Origin of the sequence: Puniceibacterium sediminis (assembly GCF_900188035.1) — a bacterium.
In the GTDB taxonomy this organism is placed as follows: Bacteria; Pseudomonadota; Alphaproteobacteria; order Rhodobacterales; family Rhodobacteraceae; genus Puniceibacterium; species Puniceibacterium sediminis.
The window spans coordinates 1-19,290 of the sequence record NZ_FZNN01000036.1 but is presented as its reverse complement, the minus strand read 5'-3'; the positions used below and the strand labels follow the sequence as shown (position 1 = coordinate 19,290).

General features: G+C 59.0%; 19 protein-coding genes and 2 pseudogenes. 12 read left to right on the top strand and 9 right to left on the bottom strand.

Annotation, left to right across the window (positions count from 1 at the left end; all coding sequences use genetic code 11):
• From CHB75_RS20415 to CHB75_RS20385, 7 genes are all read left to right on the top strand, one after another.
• A partial coding sequence (locus CHB75_RS20415) for an energy transducer TonB (RefSeq protein ID WP_141135161.1) occupies window positions 1-251 on the top strand: 251 nt, incomplete at its 5' end.
• Between the two features lie 160 nt (window positions 252-411).
• The gene (locus tag CHB75_RS22230) at window positions 412-744 is read left to right on the top strand and encodes an ArsR/SmtB family transcription factor (RefSeq protein WP_089273931.1); all 333 of its coding nucleotides are present in this window, start codon (window positions 412-414) and stop codon (window positions 742-744) included.
• Between the two features lie 9 nt (window positions 745-753).
• A complete protein-coding gene (locus CHB75_RS22225; protein WP_089273929.1) occupies window positions 754-1,263 on the top strand; it encodes an arsenate reductase ArsC in 510 nt (169 codons plus the stop codon).
• A gap of 23 nt (window positions 1,264-1,286) precedes the next feature.
• On the top strand, window positions 1,287-2,351 hold the full coding sequence (gene arsB, locus CHB75_RS20400; protein ID WP_089273927.1) for an ACR3 family arsenite efflux transporter: 1,065 nt from the start codon (window positions 1,287-1,289) through the stop codon (window positions 2,349-2,351).
• Window positions 2,351-2,773, top strand: coding sequence for an arsenate reductase (glutaredoxin) (gene arsC, locus CHB75_RS20395; RefSeq protein WP_089273925.1), 423 nt, complete (start codon window positions 2,351-2,353; stop codon window positions 2,771-2,773). The genes arsB and arsC overlap by 1 nt, the downstream gene beginning before the upstream one ends.
• Window positions 2,766-3,476 carry an arsenical resistance protein ArsH gene (gene arsH, locus CHB75_RS20390; protein WP_089273923.1) on the top strand — a complete coding sequence of 237 codons (711 nt, stop codon included), beginning with the start codon at window positions 2,766-2,768 and terminating at the stop codon, window positions 3,474-3,476. Before arsC ends, arsH begins: the two co-directional genes overlap by 8 nt.
• A gap of 280 nt (window positions 3,477-3,756) precedes the next feature.
• Window positions 3,757-6,090, top strand: a complete 2,334-nt coding sequence (locus tag CHB75_RS20385; RefSeq protein ID WP_089273921.1) for a heavy metal translocating P-type ATPase — start codon at window positions 3,757-3,759, stop codon at window positions 6,088-6,090.
• A 126-nt stretch (window positions 6,091-6,216) separates the two neighbouring features.
• On the opposite strand, the gene CHB75_RS20380 is transcribed toward CHB75_RS20385, so the two are convergent.
• Window positions 6,217-6,681, bottom strand: coding sequence for an Hsp20/alpha crystallin family protein (locus CHB75_RS20380; protein WP_176439231.1), 465 nt, complete (start codon window positions 6,679-6,681; stop codon window positions 6,217-6,219).
• A gap of 153 nt (window positions 6,682-6,834) precedes the next feature.
• Here CHB75_RS20380 and CHB75_RS20375 point away from each other — a divergent pair, with 153 nt between their 5' ends.
• From CHB75_RS20375 to CHB75_RS20365, 3 genes are read left to right on the top strand one after another with little or no spacing between them, the layout of a single operon-like run.
• On the top strand, window positions 6,835-8,025 hold the full coding sequence (locus CHB75_RS20375; RefSeq protein ID WP_089273917.1) for a DUF8173 domain-containing protein: 1,191 nt from the start codon (window positions 6,835-6,837) through the stop codon (window positions 8,023-8,025).
• Window positions 8,026-8,034: 9 nt separating this feature from the next.
• On the top strand, window positions 8,035-8,463 hold the full coding sequence (locus CHB75_RS20370; protein WP_089273916.1) for a DUF2267 domain-containing protein: 429 nt from the start codon (window positions 8,035-8,037) through the stop codon (window positions 8,461-8,463).
• 19 nt (window positions 8,464-8,482) lie between these two features.
• Window positions 8,483-8,902 (top strand): DUF3775 domain-containing protein, encoded by a 420-nt coding sequence (locus tag CHB75_RS20365; RefSeq protein ID WP_176439230.1) that lies wholly within the window; start codon window positions 8,483-8,485, stop codon window positions 8,900-8,902.
• 9 nt (window positions 8,903-8,911) lie between these two features.
• Here the strand turns inward: CHB75_RS20365 and CHB75_RS22220 are convergent, their stop codons facing one another.
• Together CHB75_RS22220 and CHB75_RS22215 are read right to left on the bottom strand one after the other, a co-directional pair.
• Complete coding sequence (locus CHB75_RS22220; protein WP_245841087.1) at window positions 8,912-9,184, bottom strand: helix-turn-helix domain-containing protein; 273 nt, start codon at window positions 9,182-9,184, stop codon at window positions 8,912-8,914.
• A gap of 180 nt (window positions 9,185-9,364) precedes the next feature.
• A pseudogene (locus CHB75_RS22215) lies at window positions 9,365-9,595 on the bottom strand (cyclic nucleotide-binding domain-containing protein); the annotation flags it as partial.
• A gap of 172 nt (window positions 9,596-9,767) precedes the next feature.
• Between CHB75_RS22215 and CHB75_RS20355 the strand changes: the two are divergent.
• The gene (locus CHB75_RS20355) at window positions 9,768-10,526 is read left to right on the top strand and encodes a response regulator (RefSeq protein WP_089273910.1); all 759 of its coding nucleotides are present in this window, start codon (window positions 9,768-9,770) and stop codon (window positions 10,524-10,526) included.
• On the opposite strand, the gene CHB75_RS20350 is transcribed toward CHB75_RS20355, so the two are convergent.
• The 5 genes from CHB75_RS20350 to adhP form a co-directional block, all read right to left on the bottom strand.
• A complete protein-coding gene (locus tag CHB75_RS20350; RefSeq protein ID WP_089273908.1) occupies window positions 10,502-12,034 on the bottom strand; it encodes a PAS domain S-box protein in 1,533 nt (510 codons plus the stop codon). The genes CHB75_RS20355 and CHB75_RS20350 overlap by 25 nt on opposite strands.
• Before the next feature lie 80 nt (window positions 12,035-12,114).
• Entirely contained in the window at window positions 12,115-13,239 is a 1,125-nt protein-coding gene (locus CHB75_RS20345; RefSeq protein WP_089273906.1) for a site-2 protease family protein, read from the bottom strand.
• Entirely contained in the window at window positions 13,229-14,830 is a 1,602-nt protein-coding gene (locus tag CHB75_RS20340) for a bifunctional aminoglycoside phosphotransferase/ATP-binding protein (protein WP_089273904.1), read from the bottom strand. Before CHB75_RS20340 ends, CHB75_RS20345 begins: the two co-directional genes overlap by 11 nt.
• 159 nt (window positions 14,831-14,989) lie before the next feature.
• The gene (locus tag CHB75_RS20335; RefSeq protein ID WP_089273902.1) at window positions 14,990-15,619 is read right to left on the bottom strand and encodes an exopolysaccharide biosynthesis protein; all 630 of its coding nucleotides are present in this window, start codon (window positions 15,617-15,619) and stop codon (window positions 14,990-14,992) included.
• 14 nt (window positions 15,620-15,633) lie between these two features.
• Entirely contained in the window at window positions 15,634-16,662 is a 1,029-nt protein-coding gene (adhP, locus tag CHB75_RS20330; RefSeq protein ID WP_245841086.1) for an alcohol dehydrogenase AdhP, read from the bottom strand.
• A gap of 238 nt (window positions 16,663-16,900) precedes the next feature.
• Here adhP and ftsH point away from each other — a divergent pair, with 238 nt between their 5' ends.
• On the top strand, window positions 16,901-18,793 hold the full coding sequence (gene ftsH / locus CHB75_RS20325; RefSeq protein WP_089273900.1) for an ATP-dependent zinc metalloprotease FtsH: 1,893 nt from the start codon (window positions 16,901-16,903) through the stop codon (window positions 18,791-18,793).
• Between the two features lie 142 nt (window positions 18,794-18,935).
• On the opposite strand, the pseudogene CHB75_RS20320 reads toward ftsH, so the two are convergent.
• Window positions 18,936-19,209 (bottom strand): annotated as a pseudogene (locus CHB75_RS20320) (integrase core domain-containing protein); the annotation flags it as partial.
• Window positions 19,210-19,290 lie beyond the last annotated feature (81 nt).

Below are 19,290 nucleotides of genomic sequence, written 5' to 3'. Positions count from 1 at the left end.
TACGCACCCGCGTGGAACGGCTCAAACGCTATCCCAGCCGGGCCGGGCGCGCATCGGGAACGGTCGTGCTCTGGCTCAAGGTCACAAGCTCCGGCTCCCTCGCAGGCGTCGGCATCTCCCGCTCATCGGGTAACGCCCTCCTCGACCAGGCCGCCATCAGCGCCGTCCAGAAAGCCAGAATGCCCGCCGCCCCAAACGGCCTGAATCAAGGCACGCACACCTTCTCACTACCAATCCGCTTCGCACGGTAACCGGCAGGGGGGGGGGGGCGTCGGTGTGGATGGGGAGGGGCCGGAGACCGCATCCTGGGTGTCTTGGCGTCTGCATTTCGGGCCATTTTTGAGCCGGGAGTTTGATTGCCGAACAGTTTCTGGCTTGACTGTCATCAAATATATCGATAATTCCGGATATATGGATAAAAGTAACGCTCTAGACGCCTTTGCAGCACTCAGTCAGTCCACGCGGCTTGATGTCTTCCGCCTGCTCATCAAGGCAGGAGAGGGGGGAATGTCCGCTGGCGACATCAGTGAGACCCTTGGAGTGCGGCAGAACACGATGTCGGCCAACCTTTCCGTCCTCGCACGGTCCGGCCTGATCCGGAATCAGCGGGAAGGACGGAGCATTCGCTATTTCGCCAACATGGACGGAATGCGCGGACTGCTTGCGTTTCTGATGGAGGATTGTTGCGGTGGCCGTCCCGAGCTGTGCCAGCCTGTCATAAAAGAAATCGCCTGCGCCTGTTAGGAGGGTGTCATGACCAAAGATATCTACAACGTCCTGTTTCTCTGTACCGGGAATTCTGCCCGCTCGATCATGGCTGAGGCAATCCTGAACCGCGAAGGGGCTGGAAGGTTCAAAGCCTTTTCCGCTGGCTCAAGGCCGGGGTCGGCGCCGCACCCCTACACGCTTGACCTGCTTCGGGGGGTGAACCACGACACCGGTTTTGCAAGGTCCAAGAGCTGGGATGAATTCGGTGAACCTGATGCGCCGCAGATGGATTTCGTCTTTACCGTCTGTGACAATGCGGCTGCTGAGGAATGTCCGTTCTGGCCGGGCCAGCCGATGACTGCCCACTGGGGTGTGCCCGATCCGGTCAAGGTCGAGGGCCTGGAGGCCGTTCGCCGGTTCGCCTTTTCGGATACCTACCGGATGCTGCGCAACCGCATCTCGATCTTTGTCAGTCTGCCCATCGAATCGCTCGACCGGATGGCGTTGCAACGCAGCCTCGATGACATCGGCAAGACTCCTGTCGAGGCCGACTGACCTCATTTTTTCGAAAGACTGACATGACCGATACATCGTTTTCCGCTGCGGCGGGTCTGGGGACATTCGAACGCTGGCTTTCCGTCTGGGTGGCGCTTGCCATCGGGGCGGGGCTTTTGCTTGGCAACCTGTTTCCCGGTCTCTTCGCGACTCTCGCCTCGTTTGAGATCGCTTCCGTCAACCTGCCTGTGGCGGTGCTGATATGGGCGATGGTCTATCCGATGATGGTCGGCGTCGATTTCAGCGCGCTGCGCCAAGTTGGCGACAAGCCAAAGGGGTTGGTGGTGACGCTGGTGGTGAACTGGCTAATCAAACCGTTCACGATGGCGGCGCTTGGTGTGCTGTTTTTTAATTACCTCTTTGCGGGTTTGATCCCGCCGGATGACGCGCAGGCCTATCTCGCTGGTGTGATCCTGCTGGGCGCGGCGCCCTGCACAGCAATGGTGTTCGTCTGGTCGAACCTCACGCGTGGGGATGCGACCTATACGCTGGTGCAGGTCAGCGTGAATGATGTCATCATGGTCTTTGCCTTCGCCCCCATCGTTGCCTTTCTGCTGGGTGTGACGGATATCACCGTGCCTTGGGACACCTTGTTGCTGTCGGTGGGGCTCTACGTCATGTTGCCGCTACTGGCCGGGTATCTGACCCGCCGGAGCCTTGTCCGGAACGGTGGCGAGGCAGGAGTCGATGCCTTCAAAACCCGCGTTCAGCCATTTTCGATCCTCGGGCTTCTGGTGACTGTGGTGCTGCTTTTCGGGTTTCAGGGCGAGGTCATCCTTGATCGCCCTCTTGTCATCGCGCTGATCGCCATTCCGCTTCTGATCCAGTCTTACGGCATCTTCTTTGTGGCTTATGGCGCGGCACGGGCATGGGGTATTCCCTTCAACGTGGCCGCCCCCTGCGCATTGATCGGCACGTCCAACTTCTTTGAGCTCGCTGTGGCCGTCGCAATCAGCCTGTTCGGGCTTGGATCGGGCGCTGCCCTGGCCACGGTCGTCGGCGTTCTGGTCGAGGTGCCGGTGATGCTTTCGCTCGTCGCCTTTGCCAACAGGACAAAGCACTGGTTTCCGGCTGATCCCGGCGCGTGATGAGCATCGTCATCCATCACAACCCTGACTGCCGCACCTCGCGCAACGTGCTGGCGATCATCAAGGCATCGGGCGAGGCACCTGAGGTGATCGAGTATCTTGAGACGGGTTGGACCCGTCCGCAGCTTCTGGCGCTGTTCGCCGCTGCGGATCTGACGCCCCGTACAGCCTTGCGGACAACGAAATCCCCGGCCGAGGAAATGGGACTGCTCGATCCTATGGTGACCGATGAGACACTTCTTGCCGCGATGCTGGAACATCCCGTTCTGGTGAACCGTCCCATCGTCTGTTCGCCAAAAGGCGTCCGGCTTTGCCGCCCGAGCGAGGCCGTGCTGGATCTTCTGGATCGCATGCCCCCCGGTCCGCTGACGAAGGAGGACGGGACGCTAGTGATTGACGCGAAAGGAAACCGGGTTGCCTGAAACTCCGAATTTGGAAGAAACGCATTTCCAGCCCATCGATACGGAACTTTTGAATACGCCAGAGCGGGCAACTCATGCCCCGCGCATTCTCTTGCTTTATGGCTCGCTCCGGGACCGGTCCTACAGTCGGCTGATGACCGAAGAGGCGGCCCGCATCCTGACCCGTTTCGGGGCCGATACCAGAACCTACAACCCCTCCGGTCTGCCCTTGCCCGACGACGCGGGAACCGATCACCCAAAGGTGCAGGAGTTGCGCGATTTGGTCACCTGGTCCGAAGGCATGGTCTGGTGTTCACCCGAACGGCATGGCGCGATGACCGGCGTCATGAAGACCCAGATCGATTGGATACCGCTGTCCCTTGGTGGCGTGCGCCCGACGCAGGGCAAGACGCTGGCTGTGATGCAGGTCAGCGGCGGTTCACAAAGCTTCAATGCCGTGAATCAGCTCCGCATCCTTGGTCGCTGGATGCGCCTGCTGACCATTCCCAACCAGTCTTCCACCCCGAAGGCATTTCTGGAATTCGACGAGGCCGGCCACATGAAACCATCGCCATTCTACGACAGGATGGTCGATGTCATGGAAGAGTTGATGAAGTTCACGCTGCTCACTCGTGATAGCAAAGCCTACCTCCTGGATCGCTACAGCGAACGCAAGGAAAGCGCAGCCGAATTATCGAAGCGGGTGAATCAAGCCGAGATTTGACCAGTTTTTCATGTGCCAGGGTGATCAGGCGGATTGGGGACGTATCGCTGAAATTGGCCGGTTTCGGGGAGTTTGATGCTGCGGGAGTGCAGACCAATTGGTTCCCCCCCGAAAACCTTGAAGCGCTTTGCGACCTGACAAAACTCTCTCTATGTGACTTCCATCAAGGCGCGGGTCGTTCGGGAATGGAAAACCTCGGACAATGAAGATCACCCAAGCGTTCCATTCATCCGCTAAGTGTTGGTGAAATTGGTGGCAAGGAAAGCAAGAGAGGTCTGCCGTGCAGGATGCGACAGAAGAAACTACGCCCAAAGAGGCGAAAGTTCACAGCCTTGAACGGCTCGTGACCATACTCCTGCTAGGAGTGGCTGTATCTGCTGTCTTGGGCGGCGGTCTGGCCTTTTGGGCGGGACGGGGCGACTTTGCAGCCATGATCTGGATGGCCGGTACGGTTCCGGTCGCCCTGAGCCTTCTGGTGTCCATTCTGAGGGCCTTCTTTGCCGGGCGCGTCGGCGTGGACGCGATTGCCCTTGTGTCGATGTCGGGGGCGCTGGCGCTTGGGGAAATGCTCGCTGCGATCGTTGTGGCGGTGATGTATGCCGGTGGCACGGTGCTTGAGGATTTTGCCGTGGCGCGCGCCGAACGTGACCTGCGTGGGCTTGTCGACCGTGCACCCCGGGTGGCCCATCTTGTCGGTGCCGATGGCGTGCGGGATGTCCCGGTCGATGACGTTAACCCCGGGGACGTGGTGCTGGTCAAAGCAGGAGAGGTCGTTCCGGTCGATGGAACGGTCGAAGACACGACTGCGGTCATTGACGAGTCGGCTCTGACGGGTGAACCGATCCCGGTGAATCGACCGCCAGGGGCCAGTGTTCTGAGCGGCACCGTCAATGCCGGGGCGAGTTTCAGGATCACCGCGCGGGCAACGGCAAACGAAAGCGCCTATGCCGGCATCATCCGGATGGTCAGTTCCGCTCAGACAGCCAAAGCACCGTTCATTCGCGCGGCCGACAGGTTTGCCATCATATTGTTGCCGGTGACGCTGCTGGTCGCCGGGCTGGCGTGGTATCTGTCGGGTGATCCGCTGCGCGGCTTGGCGGTTCTTGTCGTCGCCACACCATGCCCGCTGATCCTTGCCGCTCCGGTTGCGTTCATCGGCGGAGTAAGCCGTGCGGCGCGCCGCGGCATCCTGATCAAGGGCGGCGGCCCGCTGGAAGCGCTGGCTCAGGTGCGCACGGTTCTGTTCGACAAGACGGGGACCTTGACGCTGGGTGGCGCAAGGATGATTGCCATCGAGACCGCACCAGAGATGTCCGAAGATCATGTGCTGGGGCTTGCGGCCTCGCTGGATCAGGCGTCCCATCACGTTGTGGCCGAAGCGATTGTGGATGCCGCCCGGCAGCGCAAGCTGTCCCTTTCGATGCCGCAGGATGTGGTCGAGGCTCAGGGCGAAGGCATTTCAGGAACTATCGGCGGGCAGGCCGTGCGCGTCGGATCGCAGGCCTTTGCGCTTGGCGATCAGGTGCTGCAGGGCTGGTCGGCGCACGCATTGCGCCGCGCGCAATTGCGCTCTTCGCTGGCGGTGTTTGTTGCCGTTGACGGGGCAGGGATCGGTGCGATCCTGATGGGGGATGAAATCCGCTCTGACGCTTCACGCACGATACGGGCTCTGCGGGCAAAGGATGTAACCCGGATCGTCATGCTGACCGGGGATCGGGCCGATACCGCCCAAAGCATCGGAACCGCGCTATCGGTGGATGAAGTTCTGGCCGAGCGCACCCCCGCCCAGAAGGTTCAGTCTGTTGCTGATGAACAAAGCCGTGCTGCGACGGTCATGGTGGGCGACGGCATCAATGACGCGCCGGCCCTTGCCGCGGCCAGTGTCGGAATTGCCATGGGGGTACGGGGGGCCAGCGCCGCGTCGCAGGCGGCCGATGTGGTGATCCTTGTGGATCAGATCGACCGGGTTGCAGATGCCATCGGAATTGCGCGGCGTACTCGCAAGATTGCGCTGCAAAGCATGACGGTCGGCTTGTCCCTGTCCGGCATCGCGATGATCGCTGCGGCATTCGGATGGCTTACACCTGTGCAGGGGGCGTTGACCCAAGAAGCGATAGATGTCGCCGTCATCCTGAATGCGCTGCGCACCCTGGTGCCGGGCCGGGTCACACGGCGGGTGGGGCTGACCCCTGCTAGACTGGCCGGTCTGAGGACCGAACACAAAAACATGGAACCGGCGCTTGATCGGTTGAGCGATATTGCCGACATCCTTGATGTCGCCGATGCCAAGGCCGCCAAGAACCTGATTTCCGAAGCGAATGGCATCGTTTCCGAGGAACTTCTTGCCCATGAAAGGTCTGACGAAACCGGCGTTTTTGCGGAAGTCCGCCCGTTCCTGTCAGATGATCAGCAATTGATCCCGTTGAGCCGGACACATGATGAGATCAAGGAATTGTCAGGGCAGCTTTCCGAAATGAGCGACGCCGTGGAGTCGCAAAATCTGGAAAGTCATTTGATTGGCGATGCTCAACGCGTGATTGAAACGCTTGTAACGCTTTGCCGAATTCACAATGCCCAGGAAGAAGACATTTATGACTCGGTTGCTGCCGAATAGCGGACATCGATGAATTGCCGTTTTCGCTGCGCTCGCCAAGGAAGACTGGTGCGATCCTTGACCTTCAATCGCACCAGTTGAGGCGGCAGAGACACAGAACGCGTTGCGACACGATCCGTGTGGGGCTCAGGCGCCAGTAACTTCGATCTTACGGGTTTTTTCGGTCACATCAGCCGGTTTGTCGATGCGCAGGGTCAGGATGCCGTCCTTGAATTTTGCGTCGACCTTTCCGTCTTTGGGTGCAAACCCCAACGGGACATGTCGACGGAAGCTGCCAAAGCTGCGTTCGACATGGTACCAATCCTTGCTGCGGTCTTCGCGCGCGTCGCTCTTTTGACCCTTCAGGATCAGTGTCTCGTCCGAGATCGAGACATCCAGATCCTCGGGCTTCACACCGGGAATCTCGGCCGTGATTTCGATCGCGTCGGCGGTTTCGGCAATATCGAGCACCGGCATGACCTTCCGATCGGCCCCGAACGGCGTCGCGTTGAAGCGATCGAACATGCGGTTTACCTCGGTCTGAAACGATTGGATCAACGGCCAGCCGACCGTATCGCCAGATGTCTGGGGCGTATTGGTCTTCTTCGGCATTTCAATGACCTCCATTCTGAAATTGTCCATTGCCCTAAGGGCATTGATAGAATTACCGACGGAATCGGTAATCCTGGTTGATTTCGATCAACTTGTTTCCAGGCTCAAAGCCGCATCCTTTCCTGGCATATAAACGCGAGGAGGGGAGTGAAGATGGAATTCAAAGGCATATTATTGGCAAGTCTTCTTGCGACCCTCGCGAGCCATGGGTTTGCGGATACGTCGGATCGCATGATCGGCGGGGACATACTCAGGGCTGGTGACAGCAGTGCGCCGTTGCAAGCTACGCGCGATGTGCTTGCCACAGGCGCGACGGTGACGCTTGACGGTACGGTTGCTCAGGACGCCCACGCCGCGGGTTTCGTCGTCGATGTGGATGCAGCGACGGGCGGTGATCTGTACGCCGTCGGGTTTTCGGTCGGTCTGCGGGGGGCGGTTGGCGGTGACCTGACGGCTTCGGGATTCAGTGTCAGGACTTCCACCGGGGCCTCTGTCGGCGGCAATGCTCGCCTGGCCGGTGGGCGGGTGACGATAGACGGCCCTGTGCAGGGTGCCCTTGCAGCGGCGGGGGGGAGTGTCACGCTCAATTCCGATGTGTCGGGGGATGTCATGCTCGCGGGTGAGACGCTGAAATTCGGGCCTGATGCCCGCATCGGCGGCACGCTTTCCTATTCGGCGCCGACCCGTATCGATATTCCTGAACGCGTGATCCCGGCTGATCGCGTAACCTTTGAGCCTTATGAGCGCAGAGAAGTGATCAGGGATGCGCGCGACACATGGGAAAATTGGGAATACCCGGTACTGCCAACTTTTCTGACGGTGCTGAGCGGATTCCTGATCACTCTTGGGTTCTTTATCGTCATTGGCGCGCTGTTCCTGACCCTTGCACCTGCGCAGGTCCGCCATCTGCGTCACAGCATTGAAGCACGGCCCGGAATGGCGCTTCTTTCGGGTGTGATCGGCCTGTCGATCTTGTTCGGATTGGTGCCCATCAGTGCGATGGCGGTTGTCGGCATCCCGCTGATTCCAATCGTGTTGCTGGCAACGGTCGCGGTCTGGACGCTGGGATACATCCTCGGGGCGTATGTTCTGGCGATGCGCAGCCTGCGCGCCTTTGGGGCTGCCGAAGACCCGCAGATTTGGATGCGCTTGCTGGCGCTGGTGATTGGCGTGACGATTGTGACGCTGCTTAATTTCATCCCGGTGCTGGGATGGATGGCAAATTTCGCGCTGGTTCTTCTGGGAATCGGCGGAATGACGACGGCGCTTTTCGAACGGCTGGTGGGCAATGCCGGGCCCACGCTGGATGCCGAGATGCGCCCCATGGAACGCGACCCCGACTAGGAGGACAGCATGTCTGCTCAGGGATTGGAAGTGATCGACCATACGGTTCAGTTGACCCATGAATGGATCAACGAACTGCGTGAACGTCTTGGATGGGACAGCAGCCGGGACGCGCTGCGCCTGTTGCGCGTGACACTGGTGCAAATCCGCGATCATCTGGGGCACGAAGAGTTGGCGCAACTGTCCGCTCAGATGCCGCTGCTGATCCGTGGCATGTTCTTTGAGGGCTGGCAACCGGCCCATACGCCGGTGCGGGACAGAAAGGTCGAACATTTTGTCGCCGCCATTGAGGCCCAGATCGGCGATGCCCTGGACTGGCGCGGTCAGGAGGACATCACCGCCGTTTTTCGGACCCTCGACAACAAGATCTCAGAGGGTGAGATTCGTGACATAAAAGCGGGCCTTCCACAGGCGATTCGCGATATTTGGCCCGCATAAAAGGAAAAAAGAGATGGAAATGGATACGTCTAACGAACTGACGATCGGACCGGATTTTCTGCGCAACCTTTTGTTCAAGATGCGCGCCGTCAGTCTGGGGGACGAGGATACGCCGCGCGACGCCCGTGACAATGCGCAACAGGGCGGGCACCATATCACTTTGGCCGAGGAAGTCGGCACCGACGCCAGCCGCGAAGAGTTGGTCGAAGAAATCGACGGCATGGATGTCGAACACCAGCAGGAACTGGTGGCGCTGATGTGGGTTGGACGTGGCGACTTTGGTGCCGAAGAGTGGGCCGACGCGCTGGCGCTTGCAGCAGAGCGGTCGGATTCGCCTTCCTCAAAGTACCTTCTGTCGCACCCAATGGCCGCCGACGAAATCGCCAGCGGCCTTGAGGAACTGGGGCACGACCACATCCTGCAGGATGGGTCGTACTGACGTAGATCTTCAGTCGGTGGACTCGGACAGATCGAGCAGGGATTGCATGTCGCGGACCAGAACGGTCTGCGGCGTTTCCAGGGCAATCGTGCCATTCTTGCGCAGCAGGCTGAACGAGCGGCTCACGGTTTCGATGGTCAGCCCAAGAAAGTCGGCAATGTCAGCACGGCTCATAGGCAGCGAGAAGGTCGTGTAATTGCCGATTGGCACACCGGTTCTCTGGGAAAGTACGATCAGAAAGGATGCGACCTTTTCAATTGCGGACTTGCGCGCGAGCATCATGAAATGATCCTGCATGGCACTGATTTCGCGCAGTGCGGCCCGAAGCAGACGTTGGTGCGTTTCTGGATCGCCCTCACTGGTCTCAAGCGCGCTGCGGCGATGCGTGATGATCTCGGCGGTCGCGATGACGTCGCAGTCGGTGTGATGCAGGTCTCCGTTTGGGAACCCGATGATGTCGCCAGGAAGGCCAAAAGCGATGACCTGCCGACGACCGTTTTCCAGAACGCGGGTCAGGCGCAGTACCCCGGACTTAACTTCGTAAACATTCGCGGCATGATCGCCTTCGCGGAAGAGATGCGTACCGGCTGCGTGCTGTCTTTGCGGATGCGCGGAAGCCTGCGGTCTGGATGAAAAGTCAGTTCCGACTCTAGTGATTGTATCTGCTGCTTCGATTGAAAGTGTTACGTACATGGTGTGTCCCCCAGTTGGCTTCACGGACACCATCCCCTGAGGGCGTCACAGGCATACGCATGCCCGGGTATCAAATTGTATCGTTTTGTATCCTTCTCCGGGCCTGATCGAGGCGGCTAGCCATTTTCGTTAATTTTGGGTAAGTTTGACCGAATTCCTTCGGATAGTGGAAATGACTCAGAAAACGGTTCTTGTTGTCGATGACGATCCCAAAGTACGTGTCCTTCTTCGGCGATGCTTGGAAAGCGACGGGTTCCTTGTGGATGAAGCAGAGAATGGCTCGGGCGTGCGCGCTGCGTTTGCGGAGAGCCTGCCCGATCTGGTCACCCTAGATCTGAACCTTGGTAACGAAGACGGGCTGGATGTCGCACGCGAAATCCGCCGCAGTCATGACGTTCCGATTATCATGGTGACGGGAAAGGATGACGTCATCGACCGCATTGTAGGTCTAGAACTCGGGGCGGACGACTATCTGACAAAGCCCTTTCACGTCCGCGAAGTCCTGGCGCGCGTCAGATCGGTCCTGCGCAGATCCGAGGGACGTTCCCCGGTCAACATCGGTGAGGTTGCCGACACCCCTTCTGATGACACGCTGCTTTATCTGGATGGTTTGATAGTCGATCAGGACCGCATGACCATTACAGACAGGGACGGTCGCGATTGTGATCTGACGACCGCTGACTTCAAACTGTTGTGCGCCTTTTTAAGCAACGCCAAGCGACCGCTGTCCCGGGATCGCTTGATGGACCTGATTGACGGGGCGGATTGGGCGCCGTTGGACCGGACCATCGACAATCAGGTGGCCCGCCTGCGCAAAAAGATTGAGAGAGATCCGGCGCGCCCTTTGCTGATAAAAACGGTGCGAGGCATTGGCTACATGTTGACAGAAAGTGCGGTCGAAGACGCTTATCGGTCTTCAAGCACGGCCTGAAGCGCCTCTGCCAGATCTGTCTGGCGGTAGGGTTTGCGCAGAATCGCGAAATCGGCTCCGATACGTCCTCCCTGCAACACGCCTTCGGAAAACCCCGAAGTCATCAGCACCCGGACATTCGGCTTGGACGTGGCAATCTGCTTTGCGAGGTCATGGCCTGACAGCTTGCCGGGCATCACGAGGTCGGTGAACACCATGGCAATATCATCGCGGTCTTTCAGAGTATCCCACGCTGCGTCGCCGGTGGTGGCGGTGATGCAGTTGAAACCAAAAGCCTGCAGGCGAGCTTCGGAAAGACGCATGACGCGCGGATCGTCCTCGACCACAAGAACCAATTGACCAGACCCGATACGCACTTGGACATCATCGGTTTTCCGGGCAAGGGTCGCATTGTCCGCAATGTCGATCAATGCCGGAAAATACAGGCTGATCGTCGTTCCCTGGCCCACTTCACTGTAGATGGTCAGGTGCCCGCCTGACTGTTTGACGAAGCCGTAAACCATCGACAGTCCAAGCCCGGTGCCTTCGCCGACGGCCTTTGTCGTAAAAAACGGCTCCATCGCGCGGCTACGGGTTTCGGCCGACATGCCGTCGCCGGTATCACTGACCGACAAGCGCACATAGTTTCCTGGTTCAACACCGATTTCCTGCGCGACGTAGCTGTCGTCCAGTATGATATTCCGCGTTTCCAGAAAGATCTTGCCACCGGCGGACATGGCGTCCTGTGCGTTGAGCGCGAGGTTCAGAACGGCGGTCTGGAGTTGTGTCGCATCCGCGCGTGTGGGCCATAGATCCTCAGCAAGCGTCGCCTCGACAGATATATGCGACCCGATCGTCCGCTTCAGCATGGCCAGAGACTGAGAAACAGCGTCGTTTGTCGCGATCACCTCGGATTGCAGGGTGCTCTTGCGTGCGAACACCATAAGCCGAGAGGTCAGGTCCGCACCCAACTCTGCCGCTTCCAGCGCATCGGTGATCAACGCGCGGCTTTTTTCGGCAGTTTCAGACATCTCCAGAAGTTCGAGGTTGCCGATAACGACAGTGAGCAGGTTGTTGAAGTCATGGGCGATGCCGCCCGTCATCTGGCCGATCGCATCCATGCGCTGGGAGCGCGCTGCTGCCTCTTCGGCGGCTTTTCTGCGGGACTGATCATGAAGGATCGCCACAAACGCCACTTGGCCTTCGATGTCCGCGCGTCCCACCGACAGATGCAGCGGGAACAACGTCCCGTTGGCACGCAGACCTTCGACGTCGCGACCGATCCCGATGATGCGCTTTTCGCCGGTATCAAGGTGGTGATGCAGGAACCCGTCATGATGAACCGCCATATCCTGTGGCATCAGGATCCTAACGTTCTGTCCGGTCAGCCCCTCGATGGAATAGCCGAAAAGCTCTGCAGCCGCCTTGTTTAGCCGCAGGATCGCGCCATCCCGATCAGAGACGATGATGGCATCCACCGCGGCATCCAGCAGTGCAAGAAGAAGTGAGCGGTCGTCGACCGTGTTCATTGCGGGCAATCCGTTTGTTGCGTTAACGATTCGATGTATCGCAAATTAGGGACCAATTTGCCATGTGTAGCGATACATGGTTATGCAACCTCACGGAAAACACTCAGGTGGGCAAGGATGTCCGAAAGAGTGATCACGCCGACGAGTTCGTTTTTGTCGGCGACAAGGAACTTCCGTCGACCGGTTTTTGTAATGAGAGAGATCAGATCGAGAGCGGTCATGCTTGAGGAAACGGTGTTCTCGGGGCCGACGCTTTCGATGACGTCGTCTACGATTGCGGTTGTCCAGTGCTCCCGGTCGATCTTCCGGACGATCGCCAGGTCGACATAGCCCAAAAGCCTGCCGTTCTCGACAACGGGAGCAAAGCTTATACCATGCTCCAGAAAGACGCGATTTACGAGATCCGAGAGCGTCTGGTCCGGATGGGCCGTCCGGGGGTGGCGCGTCATAAGATCTGCGACGGCCCGTCCGTCCAACGCATTTTTCGTTTCAAGTTGGGCGAGGGCCGCGCGCGAAGTTGCCAGCAGGAACAGGCCGATAAGGATGGGCCAAAGCCCGGCGGCAATCGTGCCTGTAGATGCAGCAAATAGGCCGAGCGCCATGAGTCCGTAGGAAAAGACCGCAGAGACAGCGCATGCGCGTCTGGTCGCGGCCACCAGATCGCCAGAACGGTTCCACAGCCAAGCCCGCAAGACGCGGCCGCCATCCATCGGAAAGGCAGGCACCAGATTGAACAGCGCAAGGATCAGGTTGAGCCCGGCGAGGTACGACAAGATCAGGCGTGCGGGTTCCGGCGAGTTGGCCAGATCCGCGATCAGGGCGCTGAACCAGAACGCAAGTGCGAGGCAGAGACTGGCAACAGGCCCGGCTATGGCGATCCAGAATTCGCTTGTAGCGCTCCCGGGCTCGGACTGGAGCTCAGCAACGCCACCGAACAGGAACATGGTAATACCTGCGGTGTGCAGGTTGAAACGTCCCGCGACTTCGGCATGTGCCAGTTCATGCAGGATCAACGACGCAAAAAGACCCAGCATCGCGATCACGGCTGTTGTGACGATCGTCGTGGTGTCGGCGTCGGGCATTACGGACGGGAAGTAGGCTGTGGAGAGGCTCCATACCAATAGCCCGGCGATCAGGAACCAACTGGCATCGACCTTGATGTCAAAGCCATGGATACGTGCGATTCTTACGGCGTTACCCCACATGTTTTCCTCCGCGAATGCCCGTTTCAGCGGCAGTCTTTGATTTCAGGATCGCGGAAACAACGTCTATTACAGCGTCCATGGGTTGATCGGTGTCGACGCGATGCCAGTTGATTGGCCCGGGGTCGGCCACGGCCTGTTTGTTGACCACCGCGGCATCCGCGTCCGAAGCGTCTGGCTTTCGCGATGTGACGCGCGACAGTCTTGTTTGTGTCGACGATTCCAGCCAGATTCCGATAAAGTCACATCCTGAGGCCTTTGCGACAGCTTCGGCAGCGTGTCGTGCCTCTGGGTCGCCATGCACGGCATCCAGTATTGCTGAATGTCCTTGGTCTAGGACCTGCCGGGCCTGTCGGCGGATGGCGTCATATGTCCGGTCCGTAATTCCGGGCGTATATCCCTCATTCCCCAACCGGTCGAGCGGATCACGGTGCAACAACCTCTTGCGCAGGACATCGCTGCGGATGTGGATGGCACCTGGGCTGTTGCCGATCTGATGCGAGATCGCGCGCGCGATGGTTGTCTTGCCTGTACCCGAATACCCGCCGATGGCGACGAGAGTGGGGGCTGTGGGTTCGAGATACGCGAGCGCCTGAGTGAGATATGCGCGGGCGTCACGCTTGTTGTCGTTGCCCAAACTTGCAACGGCGGATGTCTGGACTTCGACCATTGCACGGATCGCTGCGCGGAGGGATAGGTAGAGCGGCAAAAGCGACAACCCGCTTTCCGACAGATCCAAGGAGCGGCGCGCAAGATAAGCGTTCAGCACCAGATTTGCCGCATGGGTCATCCCGAGGTGATCGAGATCCATCAGCAGAAACGCAAGATCATACAGCGTGTCACAGGTTCCCAGACGCTCGTCAAATTCAAGGGCATCAAAGGGCGTGGGCACGCCGTCGATCATGACGATGTTGCGCAGGTGCAGATCGCCATGACAACGCCGGACGTGACCCTCCCGGGACCGCTGCGCCAGATCATTGGCCCGGTCAGCCCAGATTTGCCGACTTTGCGCGATGAACGCCTCAGGGTCGCCGCCGAGCGCCATGTTCATCGCGGCGAACACACGGTCGAGTTCGTCCAAAATCTCGCCGATGAGGGAGTAGGCGTTCAGACGTTTGACCGGGGTCGTTTCGTGATAGTCGGCGACCGCTGTTCCCAAGGCTTGTGCCAGATCATCACCAATTCCACGGTCCTGCGCGATCTGCGTCAGTTCCGCCTCTTGGGGAAAGCGGTTCATACACAGGATCCATTCCAGAATGTCGCCGGACCCACCCATCGTGACTGTCCCGTCGGGCGCGCGCACAAGCGGGAGCACACTCTTATAGATCGAGGGGGCGGTACCTCTGTTCAGTTCGAATTCGCGCTCCAGCATGGCGTGGCGCTTTTCGACGGTAGACAGATCCATGTAGTCGTATTTCACGGCGCGTTTGATCTTTAGCGCCTCTTGGCCGATCAGAAAGATCATCGCACCGTGGGTATCGATACGCTGTGCCGGTGCTCCGCGTCCCGCACCATCTTGAAGAAACCGAATGGCTTCGCTCTGGTCGTCGTTCTTGATGCCAACTGTGCACACGGTATTCTCTGTCGGTCCCATATCGGTTGCCTGGTAGCGGTAGTTCCAGAGGCATCTTCAAGGATTTTCCCGCTGAGTGATTGAGCGAGATCAAAATCGATCGGATTGGATGAAAGCTGCGGCTGCATGGTGGCACGCGGTTGTCGCCCACGTTGTGGTCCGCATGAAGCGTTCAGACTGTCAGGCGGCAACGCCAGTGAGTGCCGTAGAAATCAGATCAATAAGCAAAATGATTGCCACCATGACACCAACTGCCATCGCGATCCCAAGGCCGACAAAAACGCCGTCTCGCTGCAAAAGACCCCAAGACAGACACACCAGTGTGATTGCGGGTGCTGCATTCATAAATGGCACCGGCATCAGCAGCAGCACCGACATGAGTATGCACAGGGCACCGATCAGTCTTTCTCGGCGCGCAAGAGCGGGTACACGATCACGACTGATCCGCTCTGCGCGGGCAAGCGGTCCTGCCAAATACCGGACCATGACTGAAATCATCCGCTGCGGAAGCTGAATCCGTCGGGCGCGTTCCGGCAGATCGCCACGGTCGCCAAAAATGGCCAGGTGCGCCGATGCGATCAGCAGCGGCACACCCAGAAATGCCCCGAGGCTGGGGATGGGTAGGGGGATGCACTCTGGCAATGCCAGCAGCAGGATTGCGGCGCCGTGCATCCGGGCACCCGCCCGGTCGAGCGCCTCTCCGAGTGTCACATCCTTGCCTGTACGGCTCCGGACATCCAGTTCGTGAATGATTGCGGGCAGGCTTCTTGCGCTTGGCTCACATGGCTGTTCAGGCTGATCCACCGGCATTGCTTGGCCTCCTGTCAGATCTCCAGAACGATCCTCCCGTCGATACGGCCTTCGCGCATCCGGTCGAAGATCGCATTTATGTTGTCTAGCTTATCCCAAGCGAATGTGGTTTTCACCTTTCCTTCGGCAGCCAACGACAATGCCTCTGACAGGTCAAGGCGCGTGCCGACGATGGAACCCCGGATCGTCAGACGTTTCAGGACGACCTCAAAGATCGGCAGTGGGAATTCGCCGGGCGGCAGGCCTACCAGCGCCATCGTGCCGTGACGGCGCAACATACCGGTCGCCTGCGCGAAGGCCTTGGTGCTGACTGCCGTGACCAGCGCGCCATGGACCCCGCCCAGATGCGACGTCACCTCTTTCACCGGATCGACCTTTGCGGCGTTGATCACTTCATCCGCGCCAAGGGATTTGGCCAGTTCCAGCTTGCTGTCGGAAATGTCGATGGCGACGACATGCATTCCCATGGCTTTGGCATATTGCACTGCCATATGGCCAAGACCGCCAATACCTAGGATGGCGACCCATTGGCCCGGGCGAACCTCGGTTTCCTTCAGGCCCTTGTAGACCGTCACGCCGGCACAAAGGACGGGTGATGCCGGCCCGAACTCGATACCCGACGGCAGAACGCCGACATAATTGGCATCCGCGGCAACATATTCAGCATAAGCACCGTCGACAGAATACCCGGTATTCTGCTGGCTTTCGCACAGGGTTTCCCAGCCGCCGGTGCAGTGTTCACAGCGCCCGCAGGCGGTGTGAAGCCACGGCACGCCAACGCGGTCGCCTTCCTTCAGGTGGGTGACGCCCGCGCCCATGGCGGCCACTTCGCCAACCCCCTCATGCCCCGGAACGAAGGGGGCAGTGGGCTTGACCGGCCAGTCGCCCATCGCGGCATGAAGATCGGTATGGCATACGCCCGAAGCGCGCACGCGCACCAGTACCTGACCCGGACCGATCTGTGGCACGGGCCGTTCGCGGATATCAAGCGGTTTGCCCAGCTCAGTCACCACGGCGGCTTTCATAGTCTTCGGAATCGACATGTGAAACTCCTGTTCGTATTGCGCTTTGTTGTCACAAACACCGATTGCGGCATGGGCGAGTTGATCCGAGTCAATTGCTGGCCGCATCTTGGACAGGCCCGAGCTGCGGGGCTTGCATCACACCATACGCGACGCGACCGTTTTGAACCCGGCCTGAAGAAATTGATATTGATCAACGCGGCACCTGCCCGGACCTCTAGCCTGATTTTGGAAATCAAGCCGCGCGGAAGGTTACAGAATGCAGAAAAACCACAAGTACAATTGGGGGTACATGGTTTTTGCCTTGCTGTGCATTTTCGGTATCCAAATCTGGCTTGAGGCTCGTTCCTTTGCCACACTCGATTACAGTGAATTCCTTGGGTATCTGAAAGACGGCCAGATCACCGATGTCACGGTGACAGAAACGCTGATTCAGGGATCCTTTGGCGTACCGGTCGATGGCAAGGAGCACTTCATCACCCAGAGGGTGGAGCCGGATTTTGCCGCCCAGCTTGAGAAATCTGGCGTGCGATTTGCGGGCTCCAGCGATCAGAATTGGTTTACCACGCTACTGTCCTGGACCGTACCAATCCTGTTCTTTTTCGTCCTCTGGATGGTCGTTTTTCGCAAGATGGCGGATCGTCAGGGAATGGGTGGTCTGATCAACATCGGCAAATCCAAGGCGAAGGTCTATGTCGAACGGGACACGGGCGTCACGTTTGATGATGTGGCCGGGGTGGATGAGGCCCGTGCCGAGCTTGAGGAAATCGTGTCGTTCCTGCGTGATCGGGAAACTTACGGACGGCTCGGCGCTCGGATTCCCAAAGGCATACTGCTTGTTGGGCCGCCGGGCACTGGAAAGACCCTTCTGGCCCGCGCTGTCGCCGGTCAGGCCAAGGTGCCGTTCTTTTCCATCGCAGGGTCAGAGTTCGTCGAGATGTTTGTGGGCGTCGGTGCCGCCCGCGTACGCGACCTGTTCGATCAGGCCCGCAAGGCGGCACCTTGCATCATCTTCATCGACGAGCTTGATGCATTGGGGCGCGCGCGCTCGGCGATGTCGAGCATGGGCGGAGGCGATGAGAAGGAACAGACGCTTAACCAGCTTCTTTCAGAACTCGACGGGTTCGACCCGAGTGTCGGGATCGTGCTGCTTGCGGCGACCAACCGGCCCGAAATCCTTGATCCCGCGTTGCTGCGCGCGGGACGGTTTGATCGTCAGGTGGTGGTAGACAGGCCCGAACGCAAAGGCCGGGCGCAAATCCTCGGGGTGCATGCGCGCAAGGTCAAACTGGACTCAGACGTCGATCTTGACAAGATTGCCGCGATTACGACTGGGTTCACCGGTGCTGATCTTGCCAATCTGATCAACGAGGCCGCGATCATTGCAACGCGCCGGGGGGGCAACGCGGTGTCGGCGGTGGACCTGACGCTGTCTGTTGAGCGGATCGTTGCAGGCTCTGAGCGCAAGACTCGCATTCTGCAGCCTGACGAACGCAAGCGCGTGGCCTTTCACGAACTGGGCCATGCCCTGACGGCGGCGTCGCTGCCCAGTGCAGATCAGGTTCACAAGGTTTCGATTGTCCCGCGCTCGGTGGGTGCCTTGGGCTTCACGATGCAACGCCCGACAGAGGACCGTTTTCTAATCACATATTCTGACCTCAAGGATCGTATGACTGTGCTTCTGGCGGGGCGCGCTGCCGAGGATATCGTATTCGGAGAGATATCCACGGGGGCCTCGGACGATCTGGCAAAGGCCACCGATATCGCCCGTGACTGCGTCACCCGCTTTGGGATGAGTCCCGCTGTCGGGCAGGCCGTTCTGGAGGCCAAGCATTTGCAATGGCTGGGTGCAGGGGACATGCAGACAGGCAGTAAAGATTATTCCGAAGCGACAGCGCGCGAGGTCGATCTCGCGATACGGGCAATGATAGAAGACGCCTATGACCGCGCAAAGGCCATTCTCAGCGCGCGCCGCAGCGATCTAGAGGCCGGTGCAGCCCTGCTTCTGGAACGCGAGAGTCTCACACCAGAAGACTTCGCGCCTTTGCGCAAGGTTAGCGGGACGGTAGTAGGATCCGATAGGGCCATTTTGGCCGAATCGAATGACCATGAAGTTGCTGCGGCAGATGAGGGGGTGCAGGTCGGGCGCTGAAATCGACGGCCCGCAAGATCAAGAGAGGCGGATGCGGCTTTTGCACCAGCGACCCCCTATGGCTGTGGTGCGCTTGTCGGCTCCAGCCTTGGCTTTGTGGATTCTGGACCTGTCGCGCTTTCGTGCCGCGCCAAGTGCTCGTTTAAGCCACCTTTCGTTCGAAAGCGACGGGGCTTTTCCAGCCGAGTGCTGAGTGGCGTCGTCGTGGATTGTAGAACGCGTTTATGTATTCGAAGATCGCCATTTCGGCCTGCCGCCGCGTTTCCCATGACCTGATGCCAAATCAGCTCGGCCTTGATGGATTTGAAGAAGGTCTCGACGGCTGCATTATCATAGCAATTTCCCTTGCCGCTCATCGACAGGCTGAACCCTTGTTATCGCGGGATCTTCTGATAGTCATGCGAACAGTATTGGGCGGATTCAACCGGTCGTCGCAACACATTCGATTATATTCTGTTTGAGCAGTTCGTCGAGAGCTTCGGCAGGTGTTCGCCAGC